Annotated in this window: 19 protein-coding genes; 11 read left to right on the top strand and 8 right to left on the bottom strand. The window is 44.6% G+C overall.

Going from position 1 to position 17757, the window contains the following annotated elements:
- Positions 1-1069: 1069 nt before the first annotated feature.
- Genes MHH49_RS03560 through MHH49_RS03545 form a run of 4 tightly spaced genes read right to left on the bottom strand, consistent with a single transcriptional unit; the run spans position 1070 to position 4623 of the window.
- Positions 1070-2020: an alpha/beta fold hydrolase gene (locus MHH49_RS03560; protein ID WP_036679539.1), complete on the bottom strand. Its 951-nt coding sequence runs from the start codon at positions 2018-2020 to the stop codon at positions 1070-1072.
- 27 nt (positions 2021-2047) lie between these two features.
- Positions 2048-3016 (bottom strand): type I phosphomannose isomerase catalytic subunit, encoded by a 969-nt coding sequence (locus MHH49_RS03555; protein WP_038569207.1) that lies wholly within the window; start codon positions 3014-3016, stop codon positions 2048-2050.
- A gap of 48 nt (positions 3017-3064) precedes the next feature.
- Entirely contained in the window at positions 3065-3667 is a 603-nt protein-coding gene (locus tag MHH49_RS03550) for a class I SAM-dependent methyltransferase (protein WP_036679532.1), read from the bottom strand.
- Positions 3667-4623, bottom strand: coding sequence for a TIGR01212 family radical SAM protein (locus tag MHH49_RS03545; protein WP_076107276.1), 957 nt, complete (start codon positions 4621-4623; stop codon positions 3667-3669). Before MHH49_RS03545 ends, MHH49_RS03550 begins: the two co-directional genes overlap by 1 nt.
- A gap of 324 nt (positions 4624-4947) precedes the next feature.
- Here MHH49_RS03545 and MHH49_RS03540 point away from each other — a divergent pair, with 324 nt between their 5' ends.
- Both MHH49_RS03540 and trmB read left to right on the top strand, forming a co-directional pair.
- On the top strand, positions 4948-5127 hold the full coding sequence (locus MHH49_RS03540) for a hypothetical protein (protein WP_036679526.1): 180 nt from the start codon (positions 4948-4950) through the stop codon (positions 5125-5127).
- 196 nt (positions 5128-5323) lie between these two features.
- Complete coding sequence (gene trmB, locus MHH49_RS03535) at positions 5324-6040, top strand: tRNA (guanosine(46)-N7)-methyltransferase TrmB (RefSeq protein ID WP_036679523.1); 717 nt, start codon at positions 5324-5326, stop codon at positions 6038-6040.
- A gap of 85 nt (positions 6041-6125) precedes the next feature.
- Here the strand turns inward: trmB and MHH49_RS03530 are convergent, their stop codons facing one another.
- Positions 6126-7241: an MGDG synthase family glycosyltransferase gene (locus MHH49_RS03530; protein WP_341137890.1), complete on the bottom strand. Its 1116-nt coding sequence runs from the start codon at positions 7239-7241 to the stop codon at positions 6126-6128.
- Positions 7242-7292: 51 nt separating this feature from the next.
- Positions 7293-7820, bottom strand: coding sequence for a phosphatase PAP2 family protein (locus MHH49_RS03525; RefSeq protein ID WP_036679516.1), 528 nt, complete (start codon positions 7818-7820; stop codon positions 7293-7295).
- A 405-nt stretch (positions 7821-8225) separates the two neighbouring features.
- On the opposite strand from MHH49_RS03525, the gene MHH49_RS03520 reads away from it, so the two are divergent.
- The 4 genes from MHH49_RS03520 (at position 8226) to rplT (ending at position 10894) form a co-directional block, all read left to right on the top strand.
- Positions 8226-9464 carry a glycosyltransferase family 2 protein gene (locus MHH49_RS03520; RefSeq protein WP_036679513.1) on the top strand — a complete coding sequence of 413 codons (1239 nt, stop codon included), beginning with the start codon at positions 8226-8228 and terminating at the stop codon, positions 9462-9464.
- 280 nt (positions 9465-9744) lie between these two features.
- The gene (infC, locus tag MHH49_RS03515) at positions 9745-10242 is read left to right on the top strand and encodes a translation initiation factor IF-3 (protein ID WP_036679510.1); all 498 of its coding nucleotides are present in this window, start codon (positions 9745-9747) and stop codon (positions 10240-10242) included.
- Between the two features lie 60 nt (positions 10243-10302).
- Entirely contained in the window at positions 10303-10503 is a 201-nt protein-coding gene (gene rpmI, locus MHH49_RS03510; protein WP_036679507.1) for a 50S ribosomal protein L35, read from the top strand.
- Between the two features lie 31 nt (positions 10504-10534).
- Positions 10535-10894, top strand: a complete 360-nt coding sequence (rplT, locus tag MHH49_RS03505; RefSeq protein WP_036679505.1) for a 50S ribosomal protein L20 — start codon at positions 10535-10537, stop codon at positions 10892-10894.
- A 129-nt stretch (positions 10895-11023) separates the two neighbouring features.
- Here rplT and MHH49_RS03500 read toward each other — a convergent pair whose 3' ends face one another.
- The gene (locus MHH49_RS03500; RefSeq protein ID WP_052096840.1) at positions 11024-11566 is read right to left on the bottom strand and encodes an acyl-CoA thioesterase; all 543 of its coding nucleotides are present in this window, start codon (positions 11564-11566) and stop codon (positions 11024-11026) included.
- 309 nt (positions 11567-11875) lie between these two features.
- Between MHH49_RS03500 and MHH49_RS03495 the strand changes: the two genes are divergently transcribed.
- The 5 genes from MHH49_RS03495 to MHH49_RS03475 all read left to right on the top strand — a co-directional run bounded on the left by MHH49_RS03495 (position 11876) and on the right by MHH49_RS03475 (position 17180).
- Entirely contained in the window at positions 11876-12925 is a 1050-nt protein-coding gene (locus tag MHH49_RS03495; RefSeq protein ID WP_076107271.1) for a BMP family lipoprotein, read from the top strand.
- 179 nt (positions 12926-13104) lie between these two features.
- Positions 13105-14643, top strand: coding sequence for an ABC transporter ATP-binding protein (locus MHH49_RS03490; RefSeq protein ID WP_036679500.1), 1539 nt, complete (start codon positions 13105-13107; stop codon positions 14641-14643).
- On the top strand, positions 14636-15709 hold the full coding sequence (locus MHH49_RS03485; RefSeq protein ID WP_076107269.1) for an ABC transporter permease: 1074 nt from the start codon (positions 14636-14638) through the stop codon (positions 15707-15709). The genes MHH49_RS03490 and MHH49_RS03485 overlap by 8 nt, the downstream gene beginning before the upstream one ends.
- A complete protein-coding gene (locus MHH49_RS03480) occupies positions 15710-16666 on the top strand; it encodes an ABC transporter permease (RefSeq protein WP_036679496.1) in 957 nt (318 codons plus the stop codon).
- Positions 16667-16850: 184 nt separating this feature from the next.
- Positions 16851-17180, top strand: coding sequence for a hypothetical protein (locus MHH49_RS03475; protein WP_036679494.1), 330 nt, complete (start codon positions 16851-16853; stop codon positions 17178-17180).
- Positions 17181-17201: 21 nt separating this feature from the next.
- On the opposite strand, the gene MHH49_RS03470 is transcribed toward MHH49_RS03475, so the two are convergent.
- Entirely contained in the window at positions 17202-17648 is a 447-nt protein-coding gene (locus MHH49_RS03470) for a GNAT family N-acetyltransferase (RefSeq protein ID WP_036679492.1), read from the bottom strand.
- Positions 17649-17757 lie beyond the last annotated feature (109 nt).

The following is a 17757-nucleotide window of genomic DNA, read 5'->3' as shown; positions in this document are numbered from 1 at the left end:
TGAGTCCGGAAGTGGCGGGAGAAAGTGATGTGTAGTTAGCGTTAGCTGAGTCTGAAAGTAGCGGGAGAAAGTGATTAGTGTAATGACTCGGCGCAGGCGGACCCAGGGGACCTTATACGTGGAATTATCCTGTTTTTTGGATGCTAACGGACCGCATAGTCGCTATTGGCATGAAAAACACCCAATATGGACCTGTTTCGCATGAATAGCTGCACTGGAGTCCGAAACCTAGCTCAAATGTCTGGAAATTAGCAAATAGCGTCCACTGAGTCCGGAAGTAGCAGGGGAGAGTAATGATGTGTAGTTAGCGTTAGCTGAGTCCGGAAGTGGCGGGAGAAAGTGATGTGTAGTTAGCGTTAGCTGAGTCTGAAAGTAGCGGGAGAATGTAATTAGTGTAATGACTCGGCGCAGGCGGACCCAGCGGACCTTATACGTGGAATTATCCTGTTTTTTGGATGCTAACGGACCGCATAGTCGCTATTGGCATGAAAAACACCCAATATGGACCTGTTTCGCATGAATAGCTGCACTGGAGTCCGAAACCTAGCTCGAAAGGCTATAAATTAGCAAATAGCGTCATCTGAGTCCGGAAGTAGCGGGGAGAGTAATGATGTGTGGTTAGTGTCAACTGAGTCCGGAAGTAGCGGGGAGAGTAATGATGTGTGGTTAGTGTCAACTGAGTCCGGAAGTAGCGGGGAGAGTAATGATATGTAGTTAGTGTCAACTGAGTCCGCAAGCGGCGTGGGAAAGTAATGATGTGTAGCTAGTGACAACCGAGTTTGTACGTGGTGTGGGAGAGCGATGAGCTGAAGACAGCGTCAACTGAGTCCATTAGCGGTGGCGGAAGTTTATTTACTAAAGTTCAGATGCGCGGAGGAACTGGAGATTGTTAGATTGAGAAGTCTGCTGAGATAAGCTACCCAAACCGCAAACCGCAAACCGCAAACCGCAAACCGCAAACCGCAAACCGCAAACCGCAAACCGCAAACCGCAAAGAAGCGACCCCCCAAATAACGGGGGCATCGCTTCTATATTGTCTCATAAATTCACTAACAACCGCGTTTTTTTCTTAACTTATCGTAGAAACCTCTGAAGGAAGGTGGCTCTCTAACCAGTTGAGTACATCGGCTGTGACTTGATCTCGATTTACTTCATTTAGCATTTCGTGTCTGCCTTCTGGATAGAGTCGGTACTCAACGTCTGATACTCCTCGTTTCTTATACAACTCCGCAAGACGGGGAATGCCTTGACCGTTCATCCCGACAGGGTCCTTATCCCCACCAAATATATAAATGGGCTTACCTGTACATAATGTGCTAAGTGATTCCTCAGTATGAATCTCTCTTAGGAGGTGGAAGAAACCACGGAAAAAGCGGGTTGTACAAATAGCTCCGCAGAATGGATCGGAAATGTACTTATCTACTTCCGCAGTATCGCTGCTCAGCCAGTCAAATGTTGTTCTGACCGGGGAAAAAGCACGGTTATAGCTGCCGAATACCAGACTGTTCAGCAATACACTGCGATGATGCTCCCCCTTTAGCTTAAGCTGTGCGCTAGCCAGAGATTCTCCAATACGCAGCATACTGCGTGGACCATTTGTCCCGCTGAGGATAAACCCTGAATAGATTTCGTTGCCTTCTTCGCACATGAGTTTTTGACCCAGAAAGGAACCCATACTGTGAGCGAATAAAATGATGGGCTTTCCTTCATGCTTGGAGAGTGCTGCGGCACCTACCTGCAGAAGATTGCGCCGCATCCAATAAAATCCGTCCTCCCCAACATCACCAAGCAGATTGACTTGGCCAGCGGTTCTACCATGTCCCCGGTGGTCATTGGCATATACTGCATAACCAACCCCGGTTAAAGCTTCCGCAAAACGAGCGTAGCGGGCAGCAGTTTCACACATCCCGTGTGAAATTTGCACGATTCCTCTAACTGGCACATCGGACTCAGGTAACCATTCATAGACATGGATGGTTACACCTATGGGATCCGTTAGAGTAAAGCTGTTTTCCTTCATGGTCCATTCCTCCTAAAGGTTCTCGACTTATGGTAAATAAGAGCGAAGCACAGTAGAATGACCCTCGATAGTATAACGGCCTAGGTTGGAAGGAATCAGATAACATTCCCCTGCGGCATAAGGCTGGGAGCCGCCTTCCCAAGTCAGATGTCCGCTGCCTTCGCAGATAACCAGAATAGTGAAGCTGTCTTCTGAAGTGGTGAGATCCCATGAACCATTTACGATCCCTTTTTCGACAATAAAATAAGGTGAAGCGGCAAGCTGCAGCCACTCTCCAGGCACTGCATGATCGGTCTTCATCGAAGTAGCGCCGGCGCCTTCATAAGCTGTAACATTCAGAGAATCCTCGATATGAAGCTCGCGTGGTTTTCCATCTAGACCTGGACGGTCGTAGTCATAAATACGGTATGTAGTGTCGGAATTCTGTTGAATTTCCGCTACAACGACACCAGCGCATAGAGCATGTACCGTTCCGGCAGGGATGTAGAAGGAATCGCCAGCGGAGACAGATACCTCTTGAAGGCTATCCATAACCGTGCCGTTTTCCAGTGCTTCGCGTAATGTTTCACGGTCTACGCCTTCTTTAAGGCCGTAGATGATTTTTGCATCTGGCTTAGCGTCTAGTACGTACCACATCTCTGTTTTACCCAGTTCACCTTTAGGCAATCCTACATAATCATCCGTAGGGTGGACTTGAACGGAAAGGTTGTCGTTGCAATCCAACAATTTGATCAAGAGTGGAAATCTTCCGCCAGCTTCTGATATTCCCTTGCTTCCGAACCACTCATGACCAAATTGCTCACGAATTTGATCCAGACCTTGTCCAGCTAATTCTCCATTAACCACCGAAGATGTTCCATTCGCATGATCGGCAATCATCCAGCCTTCACCAATATGACCTTCTGGTAGATTCAGGCCGAATTTCTCCAGCGCGCGGCCACCCCAGACACGTTCTTTAAACTCCGGTTGAAATTTTAAAGGATATGGTTGTGTCATTCGTAATCTTCCTTCCCAATTACAAGATTGTTTGATTGTTTACAAAGCTTAAGATGGGGAACCTTTTTTCTTCTCGAGGGCAATTACATAAGGTGCGTCCGTGCGCTGCAGCTGACGGTATACAATGCTCTGCGCTACCTTAGGGGAAACAGTCGTTGCCCAAGCTTCAACAGCGGCGGCTTCGAGATCTCCGCCTGCATGGCCAGGATACAGTACAGCCGTAATAATTCCCCCCGGACGCAGCAGCTGGAGTGAAGCTTCCAGGGCTGCAATAGAGCTATCCGGCTCAGTAATGATATTCTTGTCGGCATCGCCTGAAGGCAGATAGCCAAGATTGAACATTACAGCACCAACGGTGCCTGGCCAGTTAGCCGGGACGGCTTCTGCCATTTCGGCATGGCTGCGTTCCAGTAAGGTAACGCCAGAGAGTGAAGAAGTTTCCTCCCGCGCAAGCCGGAGACGTTCTTCTGCCAGCTTCAGCGCCGCAGCTTGAATGTCAAAGCCGTAGACTTCGCCACGAGCTCCGGTTGTTTTGGCTAGAAAAAGCGTGTCAGCACCAGTACCTACAGTTGCATCAATCGCACGGTCACCTAAAGTCAGCCGCTCAGAGATTAATTTATGAGCAAAGCTTAGAACGGACATAAAGCCCATTAGCCCTTCCTCCAATACTTACCCTGCCAAGTATCACGAGCAACAAGCTCATCGTCAATGGCATTTAGCACTTCCCATTTCTTGAGACTCCACATCGGTCCAACTAAGAGATCCCGTGGGGCATCTCCAGTCAAGCGATGAACAATCATCTCAGGGGGCAGAATTTCAAGTGAATCAGCAATCAGCTTCACATACTCGTCCTGTTCCATGAATCGGAGCAATCCTGCTTCATACTGCTTCACCATTGGTGTTTTGCGCATGAGATGCAGAAGGTGAATCTTAATTCCCTGCACATCCATGCGAGCTACAGCAGATACCGTTTCAAGCATCATTTCGTGCGTCTCCTGTGGGAGACCGTGAATGATATGGGTACAGATTCGAATATTGTGACGGCGCAGCTTCTCCACAGCCTCCACATAACACTGCGTATCATGCGCCCGATTAATAAGCTCAGAAGTGGAGTCATGTATAGTCTGAAGACCCATCTCTACCCAAAGATACGTACGCTTGTTGAGCTCTGCTAAATATTCGACTACATCATCGGGCAGACAGTCAGGGCGGGTAGCAATAGACAATCCAACGACACCAGGCTGCTGCAAAATAACTTCGAAATATTCTCTCAGCTCTTCGACCGGAGCATACGTATTAGTATAGGCTTGGAAGTAACCGATATATTTAGCATTTGGCCATTTCAAATGCTGTCTGTCACGGACGTTATTGAATTGTGTGACTAGGTCATCTCGGCGGCTTCCGGCAAAATCACCAGAACCTCTGGCACTGCAAAATGTGCAGCCTCCCTTAGCGATGGAGCCGTCACGATTGGGACAGGTAAAGCCTGCATCAAGCATAACTTTGAATACCTTGGTGTTCATGTGTTCACGCATTTCGTAATTCCAAGTATGAAAACGTTTATCTCCCCAAAGTTGCGGAGGAGAAGTGTATTGAAGATTAGACACGAGAAGCCCCTTTCTGAAAATATAATTATGGATAAGTTCCCTTATCCTTATATTTTTCTGAGACAGATGGCGTCCTTATCCCAGAGAACGCACAGCCGTTTCTTATAATCCAATACATTGTATCAAAAAACCGAGCTCGGCGTAACATTGACTCCCCATAACGGCATGAAAAATAGGCAGGAAATAAGGCGCTTTCGGCTTGAAAATGCTTACATAGTATGTTATATTCAGAGTGTGAAAAGCTGCTGTGGCATAAAGAAATTCATCCAGGAGTTCATAATTTCGTGTCGTCCGATCCATAATAATAACCGTGAGGTGATAGCAATGAATTCTCAAACGGTATATGCTGAGGGTAAAGATTCGATTGAAGTCCATTTAACGCCAGATGAAGCCCTTGCACTAACGGGCGTGGAATTTAACGGCAACCCTAAGATCAAGACAGATGCGCAGCGTAAAATTCGTAGCGCATTCGAAAAAAAGACATTTGCCACAAACACAAAGTAAATCCTGATCTGCCAGACAAGAACGAAATTTATTTCCAATATACAACAACGAAGGAATTCCTCTGAACAGCTCATTTAAGAGCTGAACCAGAGAATTCCTTTTTCTTTTTTACCGCAATCCCTTTACTTTTTGGGACAATTTCGGCACAATATTGCAAGTGACAGTTATCGTATAAGAGATAATCGGAGGAATACCTATGCGTTTACGCGGAAGAAAAGGAATACGTGAAAGTTTGGAAGAACAGACGGATTTAGTCATTCTAGATCCTCGGAGTTATAAAGGTGAGTGGTCCAAGCTGTTCGGTAACGATCATCCGATCCATGTGGAGTTCGGAATGGGCAAAGGACAGTTTATCAGCCAAATGAGCTTTAAATATCCTGATATTAACTTTATCGGAGTGGATATGTATGATGAGCTGATCCGCCGTGCTGGAGATAAGGCTAGAGCAGTATGGGAGCCGGCAGGACATGAAACACCGCCTAACCTGAAATTGGCACTTGCAAATATCGATTATGCTGAGGAAGTATTTGCTCCGGGAGAGCTTGAACGGATTTATCTTAATTTCAGCGATCCATGGCCTAAAAGCAAGCATGCCCGGCGTCGTTTGACACATCCGCGTTTTCTTGACAAATATCGCGGTTTGCTTAGCGATCTAGGTGAAATTCATCTGAAAACAGATTCCCGCAGTCTTTTTGAGTTCTCATTAAATGCCTTTGCGGACTTTGGCTTGCAGATGAAAAATATTTCTTTGGACCTACATGCAGATGGCATCATCAACGAGGATCATATCATGACAGAATATGAGACGAAATTTGTCGGACGTGGCGTGAATATCCATCGTTGCGAGGCAATTGTAGGCGCAGAAGCACTCAAACAGTATCAGGCTACCCGATTGGATAAATATCGGTTGTAGTTACAAAGCACTGCTCCATAAGGCATGCTTCAATAAAAAAGCGGCAAGTCTCCATGTGGTTTGGAGGCTGCCGCTTTTTTATTAACTATTCCAATAATTCGATGATACTCTGAGCACATTGTAACGGGTGATAGCGAGCGATTTCTTCAAGGTGGAGTTTGCGCTTGTTTTGCACATCCTCATAGTTGTTCAAGAGGCGCTTCATCCACATTTCGACAACCTCTAAAGATTCGATGGGTTCTCCGAAGCCGGCTGCAGTAAAGTAGCGGCAATTCTCCTCCTCCTGACCGGGAAGAGGGTGATGGAAGAGCATGGGAATACCCTTTGCCAGCCCTTCACTGCAAGTCATTCCACCCGGTTTTGTAACCAGCAGATCGGAGACCTCCATCAGCTTGTGGATTTCACGCGTAAAGCCGATTAAGGAAATATTAGGATGATTATAACGCGGGTCTTCTTTCATTTCCTTTAGCAGCTGCTCATTTTTGCCGAGACAGAAAACAATTTGAATCTTGTCACGCCATTCCGCCAGACAAGCATTTACGACTTGGTCGTTCATGATTCCCCAGCCGCCGCCCATGACTAGAACGGTTGGCATCTCCCGCAGATTGAATTGCTCTCGAATCTCCTGCTTTCCGGGATGCTTCCAAAAATTAGGGTGTATCGGTATGCCTGTTACCTGAATTTTCGTGGCAGGAATATTTCGGCTGCGCAATTTGGATTTAACCTCAGGTGTTGAAACCAGATAAAGGTCTACCTCTGGGCTAATCCAGGTAGCATGCGCATCATAATCTGTTATAACGGTGACGAGCGGCACTTTTAAGGTAGGATCTAGTCTCTTTAGGCGGGATACTACAGCACCTGGAATAAAATGAGTGCAGACAATTACGTCAGGTTTCAGTTGTCTCACAATATTTTTGGCATGCGTATAAAATATACGATGCAAGGCAAGCGTGGTAAGACGATTAAATGATTTCTGGTGACGGTAGACATAACCCATTAATTTTGGCTGTGTCGTTACCGTCTTTCGGTAAGCAGACAGAATAATAGGTGCCATCTTGGGGTTTAGAAAATTCCCAAGTTCTAGCACCTTCGTTTGTAAATTAGGCGATAATTGGCGCAGACTGCTCGACAACGCATAAGCTGCTTGTGTATGTCCGGCGCCAAAACCTTCCGAGAGTATTAAGATTCTTTTTTTACGCAATGTTGATTCACCTATTCTCAAGGGTTTTCCCGGTTATTAACAATAAATGCTTCACATCCATAAGGCTATAGTACCAGCTGCTACGCAGGAACCGATCACTGCGCCAGCTATAACATCCGATGGATAATGCAATCCAAGATAAATACGAGAAAATCCGACAATACAAGCTAGCGGCAGCAGAATAACGGTCATAGCAGGAAACGCCAGCATATAAGGGACCGTAGAAGCAAAGATAGCTGTAGTATGACCAGATGGAAAAGAATGATCCTTTAATGGATTACGAAAAGTATTGGTTTCCGGTAACGCCAGATATGGACGCATTCGCGGGTACAGCTTTTTGGCGATAGCTACGGGTATATGGCTGACAGCTAGTGCTGTCAAGGCTTGTAAACCTGTAGTTCTCCAAGGCTCAGGAGCTAATACCCATATCAGTATATTGATAACAATCGTGCTTGTAGCTCCACCCAAATGAGTAAGGTAAAAGAGCCAAAAGTTCAAAAAACGATTATGCATTCGTCCGTTGATCCACTTAAAAAGATGCCGCTCCCAGAGATGTAGTTTCATGAATAAATGTCTCATATCTAATTCCCTCCGCTAGTCCGGCTACCGTTAACAGATGTTAATGCAGTAATCCGTTCTATAGCTTAGATCTGTCTTAATCATACTTTTTAAAGGTAGTTCATTTCAAGGAAAAGCTCAGGTTTACTCGAAATTTGCCAGTTTTGACTTAGAGCACTATTACGCTTTACAATGATTCAAGCAGACTAAACCTGTTTAAAAGGGTAAGAGATAAATAAGGATTCAAAAAAAGGAATCCATAGAATTCTTTTAAACAGCATATATAAAAATTGTGAAGTCTGCCGAGAATAAGAATACTCTTGGTCTATTGTTAAGGGATGCAACAAAAGGGTCAGAAAGAACGTCAAGCAAGCTAGAGAGAAAAAAAAGAACACCAAGAGTGAAAAAAGGGGGCATCAAAAGGTCATGACAGACGCACTGTTTGTTACGCTCCAAGTGATCTTGGCAGCAATCGCAGTCTATCAGTTTACGTTTTCATTATTCGGGCTGCACAGGAAAAAGAAAAAGACGCAGTATAAGCCGGAAAAATCTTTTGCCGTACTTGTTGCCGCACATAACGAGGAAGAAGTTGTCGGCGCATTAATGGAGAATCTGAAGCAGCTTAATTATCCATCAGAACTGTACGATGTATTTGTAATTTGTGACAATTGTACAGACGGTACAGCTCGCATCGTTAGAGAACACGGCATGAACGCTTGTGTCCGCACCAATGCAAATCTGAGAGGTAAAGGCTACGCAATAGAATGGATGCTTAAAGAGCTGTGGGCTATGCCGCGGCAATATGATGCTGTTGTCATGTTCGATGCCGATAACTTGGCGCATACTGAGTTCCTGATGGAGATGAATAATGATCTTTGTTCAGGTGCACGGGTAATCCAAGGTTATATCGATACCAAGAATCCAGAGGATTCCTGGATTACAGCTGCTTATGGTATTTCGTACTGGTATATTAACCGTTTGTGGCAACTTTCACGCCATAATTTAAATATGGCTAACTTCCTTGGCGGAACCGGAATGTGTTTTGAGACCACACTTCTTAAAGAAATGGGCTGGGGAGCTACAAGTTTGGTCGAGGACTTGGAGTTTACGATGCGTAGTGCAGCACATGGTGTATATCCTAAGTTCAATTATGATGCAAAGGTATTTGATGAGAAGCCGTTAACCTTCAAGGCCTCCTCAAGACAGCGTCTGCGTTGGATGCAGGGGCACTTCACTGTTGCTCGCCGTTATTTTTTTCCATTGCTTTGGCAAAGTATTAAAGAACGCAGCTTAACGAAGTTTGACCTCGCGCTTTATGGAGCGAATGTATATATTGTATTGCTCACTTTTTTAATGACGGCGGTAATGTGGGTGGATATGGCGTTCTTTAACGGACCGAATATCGCTAACATTTATGGCAGCTTGCCGATCTGGCTCAGCTTCCTAGCTATTGGCGCCAATCTGGTGACTTTTGGTATTGCGATGGCATTAGAGAAGGTTACGTTCAAGAAAGTATATGCTTATCTTGTATTCTTCCCGATCTACTTGATCTCGTGGTATCCGATTACGTTCTATGCGTTCTTCACGCAGAACAATAAGCAATGGAGCCATACCAAGCATACTCGCGTAGTACGACTTGAAGAGGTACAAAGTAAGCAGGTATAAAGTTCACGAAATTTCTGCATAAAAGGATTGACACCCCAAATAGTGTGGTGTATAGTATTCAAGTACGCAAATCATAGGGATTGCAAGAAGAAGCACCTGCTTCTCACCTGACTGGCATATTCGCCGGCTGGTTTTGATCTCAATGCTTTATGAATGTTAATGTTCATGAACGTTGATCAAACACGGGGTGTCGGGTGTTACCGGCACCCCTTTTTTATGGAGTTACGTGAGAATAGTTGTTAAAAAGATCCGGAGGTGGAGAGTTATCAGTAAGGAACATATGATCAATGATGAAATTCGGGCCAAAGAGGTACGGTTGGTTGGTGCGGAAGGTGAGCAAATCGGAATTAAACCGATCCGCGAAGCGCTGCAAATGGCGATCGATCTTAATCTGGATCTAGTCAATGTAGCACCACAGGCTAAGCCGCCGGTATGCCGCATCATGGATTACGGCAAGTTCCGTTATGAAACGCAGAAGAAAGAGAAGGAAGCGCGTAAAAACCAGAAGGTCGTTGATATCAAGGAAGTCTGGTTCCGTGCTAACATTGAGGAACATGATTATCAAACTAAGTTCCGCAATGTGATCAAGTTCTTGGGTGAGGGCGATAAAGTGAAGTGCTCCGTACGTTTCCGCGGACGTGAGATTACACACGCGAATATCGGCCAAAAAATCCTCGAACGAGTGAAGAACGAAGTGGCTGATATATCTGTTGTTGAGCGCCAGCCAAAGCTGGAAGGCCGCAGCATGATTATGATTTTGGCTCCTAAAGCTCAATAAATCTGGAGTCACTTGCTTATCTGCAATTTGGCGCCGCATAATATTCAAGGAGGAAACACCATGCCTAAGATGAAAACACACAGCAGCCTGAAAGGCCGCTTCAAAATTACCGGAACTGGTAAAGTAACACGTTACAAAGCTCACAAAAACCACTTGCTGTCCCACAAATCTAAACGCGCTAAGCGCGTTCTGAACGGAAATCCAGTAATGGCCCCTGGGGATGTAAGACGTTTGAAACAAGGATTGGCTAACTTGAAATAGTTTATTACACATTTTTGGGAGGTTTATTAATATGGCAAGAGTTAAGGGCGGATTTGTAGTTCGTCGTAAACATAAAAAAGTGTTGAAATTGGCAAAAGGTTATTTCGGTTCTAAACACCGTATTTTTAAAACAGCTAAAGAACAAGTAATGAAATCGATGGTTTACGCTTACCGCGACCGTCGTCAAACTAAACGTAACTTCCGCAGACTGTGGATCGTTCGTATTAATGCAGCAGCTCGTTTGAACGGTCTTTCTTACAGCAAGCTTGTATACGGCCTGAAATTGGCTGGTGTAGAAGTTAACCGTAAGATGCTGGCTGATCTGGCTGTGAATGATCTTAACGCATTCAACTCCTTGGCTGGTATTGCTAAAGAGAAAATCAACGCGTAAGTGTTGTAATATAACCGAAAAGCACCGCCTGCGGGTTGCCCATGCAGCGGTGCTTTTTTGTGCGGTAAGATAGGTAGGAAGCAGCATTGGGTTTCCCTACATAAAAGAAAAAGCTCTGCGGATGCAGAACTATTCCCAATACTTTATGGTATTTAATTGAGCAGCGAGCTTTTTGCTGATGTTGCGGCGTACTTTTCGCAGCTCGGAACGTTCATTAGCGGATTCATTGATCAGCTTCTCTTCGTCTGTCTCTGGGATAATAGCTGGAACCGGAGTAGGTGTGCCATCCTCTTCGACTGCGACAAAGGTTAGAAATGAAGTGGCAGCGACAGCGCGCTCTCCAGTATATAGATTTTCTGAAATGATCTTTACAAACACCTCTATGCTTGTCCGTCCAGTCCAGGAGACGAAGGATTCAAAACATACGGAGTCAGTAGGCCGAATGGGTCTCAAGAAGTCTACAGAGTCTGTAGAGGCTGTGACGACGTTAGTTCGACAATGGCGCATAGCTGAAATGGAGGCTACTTCATCGATGCCGCTCATAAGCTTGCCGCCGAATAATGTTTTGTGATTATTGACATCATTAGGGAAAACGCGTCCGGTTTTGAAGACACGGGATTCACGGCAATATTTGAAGGCCGGTGATGTTTGTGGATTTATTTCTTCGGTCATGATCTGATAACTTCCTTTCAGTGCAATTACTAAGGAATCATAATAATAGAAAACACTTAAGTGTGCAATAATATTTGTAATGTGTTGGAATACTATACAGAGTAAAATCAGGGTTTCTGACATTAACCAGACATAACTGTAACATGCTATGTCATGGAAAGCGGTTACTTGCTAAAAAGTGCAAATTATTATTGACCTGAGGTCATTTATGCACTGGATTTTAGATTTTATTGCAGTTATAATTTGAACTAATGGAATGTCCAAGCAGAACACAGAAGACATCCAATATTTTAAGGGGGATTACATTCAATGAAAAAAGGTTTAAAGCTATCTCTTGCAATGTTGCTGTCTCTTACAGTCGTTTTGACAGGCTGTGGAAACAACAATAACAACGCCGCTAAAGGTGAAACTAATGCAGGAACCAATGCAGGAACAAACGCACCTAAATCCGATTTCAAATTTGGTATGGTTACTGACATTGGTGGCGTAAACGATAAATCGTTTAACCAATCCGCATGGGAAGCATTGCAAGCTCTTGAAAAAGAAACAGGTAGTGGCGTTAAGTACTTGCAAAGTAAATCAAATGCTGACTATGAGCCAAACCTTAACTCCTTCGTTAAAGATGGATACAACTTGACTTGGGGTATTGGTTTTGATCTTGGCGACGCAATTAAAAAAGTAGCTACTGAGAACCCAAATGCTAACTTGGCTATCATTGATAGCGTAGTTGAAGCTCCTAACGTAGCTTCCGTTACTTTCTCCGAAAATGAAGGTTCCTTCTTGGTTGGTGTGGTTGCTGGTCTGACTACAAAAACTAACAAAGTTGCATTCATCGGTGGTCTGGAAAGCCCTGTAATCAAACGTTTTGAAGCTGGCTTTAAAGCTGGTGTAGCAGCAGTTAACCCTTCAGCTAAAGTAACACCTACTTATGCTGGTGGTTATGACAAACCAGACGTTGGTAAATCTCTTGCGGCTACATTGTATAACGACGGAAACGACATTATCTTCCCTGCTGCTGGACAAACAGGAAATGGCGTATTCAACGAAGCTAAAGCTCGTAACAAAGCAGGCGGTACTAAAGTATGGGTTATTGGTGTAGATAAAGACCAATCCATCGAGTTTGGTACTGACGTTACTTTGACTTCCATGATCAAACGTGTAGACGAAGCTGTTCTTAAAGTTTCTAAAGAAGTAATTGACGGTACGTTCAAGGGTGGTACTACAACCGTTCTTGGTCTGAAAGATAATGGTGTAGGTATTTCTGATACTAAGGACAACGTTTCTGAAGAGATCCTGGCTAAAGTTGAAGAATACAAAAAACAAATCATTGATGGAACAATCACTGTTCCTTCCGAGTAATAGTTAGTCTCCATTTATTGCATTACAATAAGGATCAAAGAATAAGGCCGGTGTTGTGCTGGCCTTATTCCTTGTTAAAGCACTGGTTATGATAAGAGGAACATAGATATACCGCCTTACAAAGGGCGGTACATCCGTGTCTATAAGGTAGTTATATATTCTGTGATGAGGGTGATTCCATGAGTGCTGCGGCTCCTGTCGTAGAGTTGAAGCAAATCACAAAACGCTTTCCCGGTATTGTTGCTAACGATTCCATTAGCTTGACGCTTAAAAAGGGTGAAATTCTTGCATTGCTTGGTGAGAATGGTGCAGGCAAATCCACTTTAATGAACATTGTATTTGGATTGTATCAACCGGATGAAGGCAGTATTGAAATCGACGGGAAACCGGTTATTATTGATAACCCCAATAAAGCTATTGAGCTTGGTATTGGTATGGTTCATCAGCATTTCAAGCTTGTGGAGCCTTTTACGGTGACCGAGAATATTGTTCTTGGGATGGAGCCGAAAAAAGGTCTTAAAATTGACTATAAATCCGCTGCGGAACAGGTTCGGAAGCTATCGGAGCAATATGGCCTGCAAGTGAATCCAAATGCCGTTATTCATGACATTTCGGTAGGTATGCAGCAAAGGGTAGAGATTATGAAGACCCTGTACCGTGGAGCGGATATTCTCATATTTGATGAGCCGACCGCAGTACTTACGCCTCAAGAAATTACGGAACTCATGGCGATTATGAAGCGGCTTGTTGCAGAGGGAAAATCCATTATTTTGATCACGCATAAGCTTAAAGAAATCATGCAAATATCTGATCGGGTCACCATTATTAGACGTGGGAAAGTAATTGATACTGTGAATACCGCAGAGACCAACCCTAATGAGCTAGCTGAAAAAATGGTTGGGCGTGGCGTAACTTTCAAAGTGGACAAGAAAGCTCCTGAGGTTGGCCAATCTGTACTCAAACTGAAGGATGTCAGCAGTAAGAGTAAAGACGGGGTTTCCGTACTGGATGGTCTTAGCTTTGAAGTTAAAGCAGGGGAAATTCTCGGGATTGCTGGCGTAGATGGCAATGGACAAAGTGAGTTGATCCAGGCGATTACAGGTCTGCGCAAAATTGATTCAGGTTCGATTACCGTGTCTGGCAATGAAATTGCTAATTTATCACCGCGGAAGGTTTCAGAGATGAATGTCTCTCATATTCCTGAGGACCGCCACAAGCATGGGTTAGTGCTTGATTTCACCATGAGTGAGAATATGGTTTTGGAAACTTATTATAAGAGTCCTTACAACAAAAATGGCTTTTTGCAAAATGATGTCATTGATAAGTACGCAGCGAAGCTTATAGAGCAATTTGATGTACGTACACCTTCAATAGAGACCAAAGCCCGTTCTTTATCCGGCGGAAATCAACAGAAAGCGATTATTGCGCGGGAAATAGATAAAAATCCGACATTGTTAATTGCCGCACAACCTACACGCGGTCTAGATGTTGGGGCTATCGAATTTGTTCAGAAGCAACTCATAGCTCAGCGTGATCAAGGAAAGGCTGTTCTACTTATTTCCTTTGAATTGGACGAGATTATGAATGTCTCTGACAGAATCGCTGTTATCTATGAAGGGAAAATTGTCGGTGAAGTGTTCCCGCAAGATACGAATGATCAGGAACTGGGTCTTATGATGGCAGGCAGCTTGCAGCGGGGAGGTAAGGCAGTTGAATAAGTTCAAAAAAATCTTCACAACTGACAGCTACATCGTTCCTCTGGTTGCCATCGTGCTTGGTTTTCTTGTGGGAGCAATAGTTATGCTTCTGGGCGGTTATGATCCGATAACTGCTTACTCCGCACTGTTCAAACGGGTGTTTGGTAATTTGTATAACTTTGGTGAAGCTGTGCGCGAAATGACACCATTAATGCTTACAGGGCTAGCCGTAGCTTTCGCATTCCGTTCAGGGATGTTTAATATCGGGGCAGATGGCCAAGTAATGATTGGTATGACAGCGGCAACAGTGGTGGGTATTAAGATGGCAGGTCTGCCGTCCTTCCTGCTTGTCCCGCTTGCTGTAATTATTGCGGGTGTCTGCGGTGGTTTATGGGCAGGGATTGCCGGTTATTTGAAAGCAAAACGTGGGATTAACGAAGTTATTACCACAATCATGTTAAACTGGATCGCTCTTTACCTGTCGAATTATATCGTTAGAAACTTTTTGTTGCTTCCAGGACAAAATCGTTCCGAGGATATTCCGGCCTCACTTTCCATGACCTTTTTGAATTCGATATTTGATAATGCACGTCTACACTGGGGTACAGCTATTGCTCTTGCTGCAGCGGTATTCTTCTATGTGTACTTATGGAAGACCAAGCAGGGCTACGAAATGCGTGCAGTTGGTTACAATCCACATGCTGCCGAATATGCAGGGATGAATGTTGGACGTAACGTTATGAAGGCAATGTTCATAAGTGGTGTATTCGCCGGTCTGGCCGGAGCAGGAGAGGTGCTTGGTGTATTCCATTATCAAGCTATTTTCGCGGCATCGCCAGGATATGGATTTGATGGTATCGCCGTTGCTCTTCTTGGTTTAACACATCCACTTGGTGTTATTCTGGCTGCGATTCTCTACGGTACGCTGACTTATGGTTCTGCGGGTATGAGTTTTGCTGCAGATGTTCCACCGGAGCTTATTCGTATCGTTATTGGTTCAATCATATTCTTTATTGCGGCACAAGGGATTGTGCGCTGGGTGCTTAAGCCCTTTTACTTCAAGCGCAAGAAAGAGAAGGTGTTATAGATGGATCTGCAGACGTTAGGTCAACTGCTTAATACAACGCTTGTTTTTTCCACAGCGCTCATTTTTGCCTCACTTGGCGGCATCTTCTCTGAACGTTCCGGTGTCGTAAACATTGGACTTGAAGGTTTGATGATGTTTGGTGCCTTTGCGGCAGCAGTAGGCGGTTATTATGCTCAGGACGCTGGAATGGGCGAATGGGCTCCTTGGGTTGGTGTACTCTGTGCTATAGCTGTTGGTGTGCTAGGCTCACTAATTCATGCGGTTGCATCTATAACCTTTAAATCTGATCAGACGATTAGTGGTACGGTTATTAACTTTTTAGCTGCAGGCAGCACGCTCTACATGGTAAAGCTCCTGTTTGATGGATCTGCTGAAACTCCGATCATTGACGGATTCAGCAAGGTTGCAATTCCTGGGCTCTCCAAAATCCCAGTGATTGGTGAAGGGATTTTTAATTCCTATCCTACAACTTATCTGGCCATAATACTGGTCATCGTTATTTATTTGGTTCTGTTTAAGACGCCATTTGGATTGCGTTTGCGTGCTGTAGGTGAGCATCCAAGTGCTGCAGATACACTAGGTGTAAAAGTTAATCGGATGAGATATATCGGTGTAATGTTGAGTGGATTGATGGCGGGTATTGGTGGGGCTACAATCACTTTAACAACGACCGGAACCTTTGGACATAATACAATCTCTGGTCAAGGTTTTATCGCCATTGCAGCGATGATCTTTGGGAAATGGAATCCACTTGGTGCCTTTGGTGCAGCGGTATTCTTCGGATTCTCCCAAGCGATTCGCAACTATGTTCAATTGTATGAGTGGTCACAAAATATTCCTCAAGAGTTTATCTTTATGATCCCTTATGTACTGACTATCATCGTACTGGTAGGGGCTGTAGGCCGTTCCTCTGCTCCTAAGGCATTAGGACAGCCATACGATCCTGGTAAGCGATAGAAATGTAACTTTTCAAAGCCGTATTTCCGGTCTTTTCCCGGAAATACGGCTTTTTTATTAGGATCAGCAAGGATAAACATTGAGGTAGGAGGGCAAGTGTACAGGCGAAGGTCCTTTCCAACGAATAGACTGTTTTGTAGATGATGCGAATGAGAGGCGTACAAAACATTTAGGAGGGGATCATATGACTAAGCCAGTTACGAAGAAGCAAGTTATGAGACTCGTAGGTAAGCAGATCATTGCAGTAAAAAAAGACGGTACTCAGGTGACAGGTAAACTGCTGCGTGTATCCGGAAATCGTCTGATATTACAACGCGTAAGTGGTAAAAAAGTACAAACCAAAGCAATCATTCCTTTAGTGTTGTTTGATTTGCTTGCCATTGGTACAGCACCTTATGCTTTTGGTGGTGGCTATGGCGGTGGAGTGCCTTATGGTGGAGGTCCTGGCTATGGCAATCCTTATGGAGGCTATGGGTACGGAGGCACACCCTATCCACCTTTCGGATTCTTTTAAGTTCAGTTGAGTTTGATTTAATTAGATGAACCTTTTTTCCAGTTCGTAACAGAAGCTTAGGGATTGATAACGGGCTACGCTGTAGCCCAATTTTTGATAAAAGGCAAGAGCTGCTGTATTTCCTAAATCGACGGATACCTTAGCCCGATGACATCCGCGTGATAGTGCAAATCGTTCTGCTCGATCCATGAGCATATTCCCCAAGTGTTTGCGCCGTGCTGCGGGTGCTATGGCTAACATATCGATATAAAGTAAATCACCATGCAGCAGGAAATGGACAAACCCCATTGGATCACTCTCATAGTCGGGACAGGCGACTAAGGTGATACCGTGTCCCAGACGACGGGGGATATCTTTTTTGATTTTGGCAATTTCAGTCTTTGGCAAATGAGATAATGGTACAAGCTGTCGCTCGATTAAATCAAGGATAATGACGTCATCCTGCTTGGGTCGACGATAACGGATCATAGAGCGCCCCCTTTCTACGCATTGTCGTACATCATATGTCGGGAGCGGGGTGGGGGTTCCCAGCACGTAGAAGTAGGAGTTGTGACAATATTAAAAATAAGGGTATTGA

Origin of the sequence: Paenibacillus sp. FSL F4-0122 (assembly GCF_038002845.1) — a bacterium.
Lineage (GTDB): Bacteria > Bacillota > Bacilli > Paenibacillales > Paenibacillaceae > Paenibacillus_AQ > Paenibacillus_AQ odorifer.
This window is presented reverse-complemented; position numbering and strand designations above follow the sequence as displayed.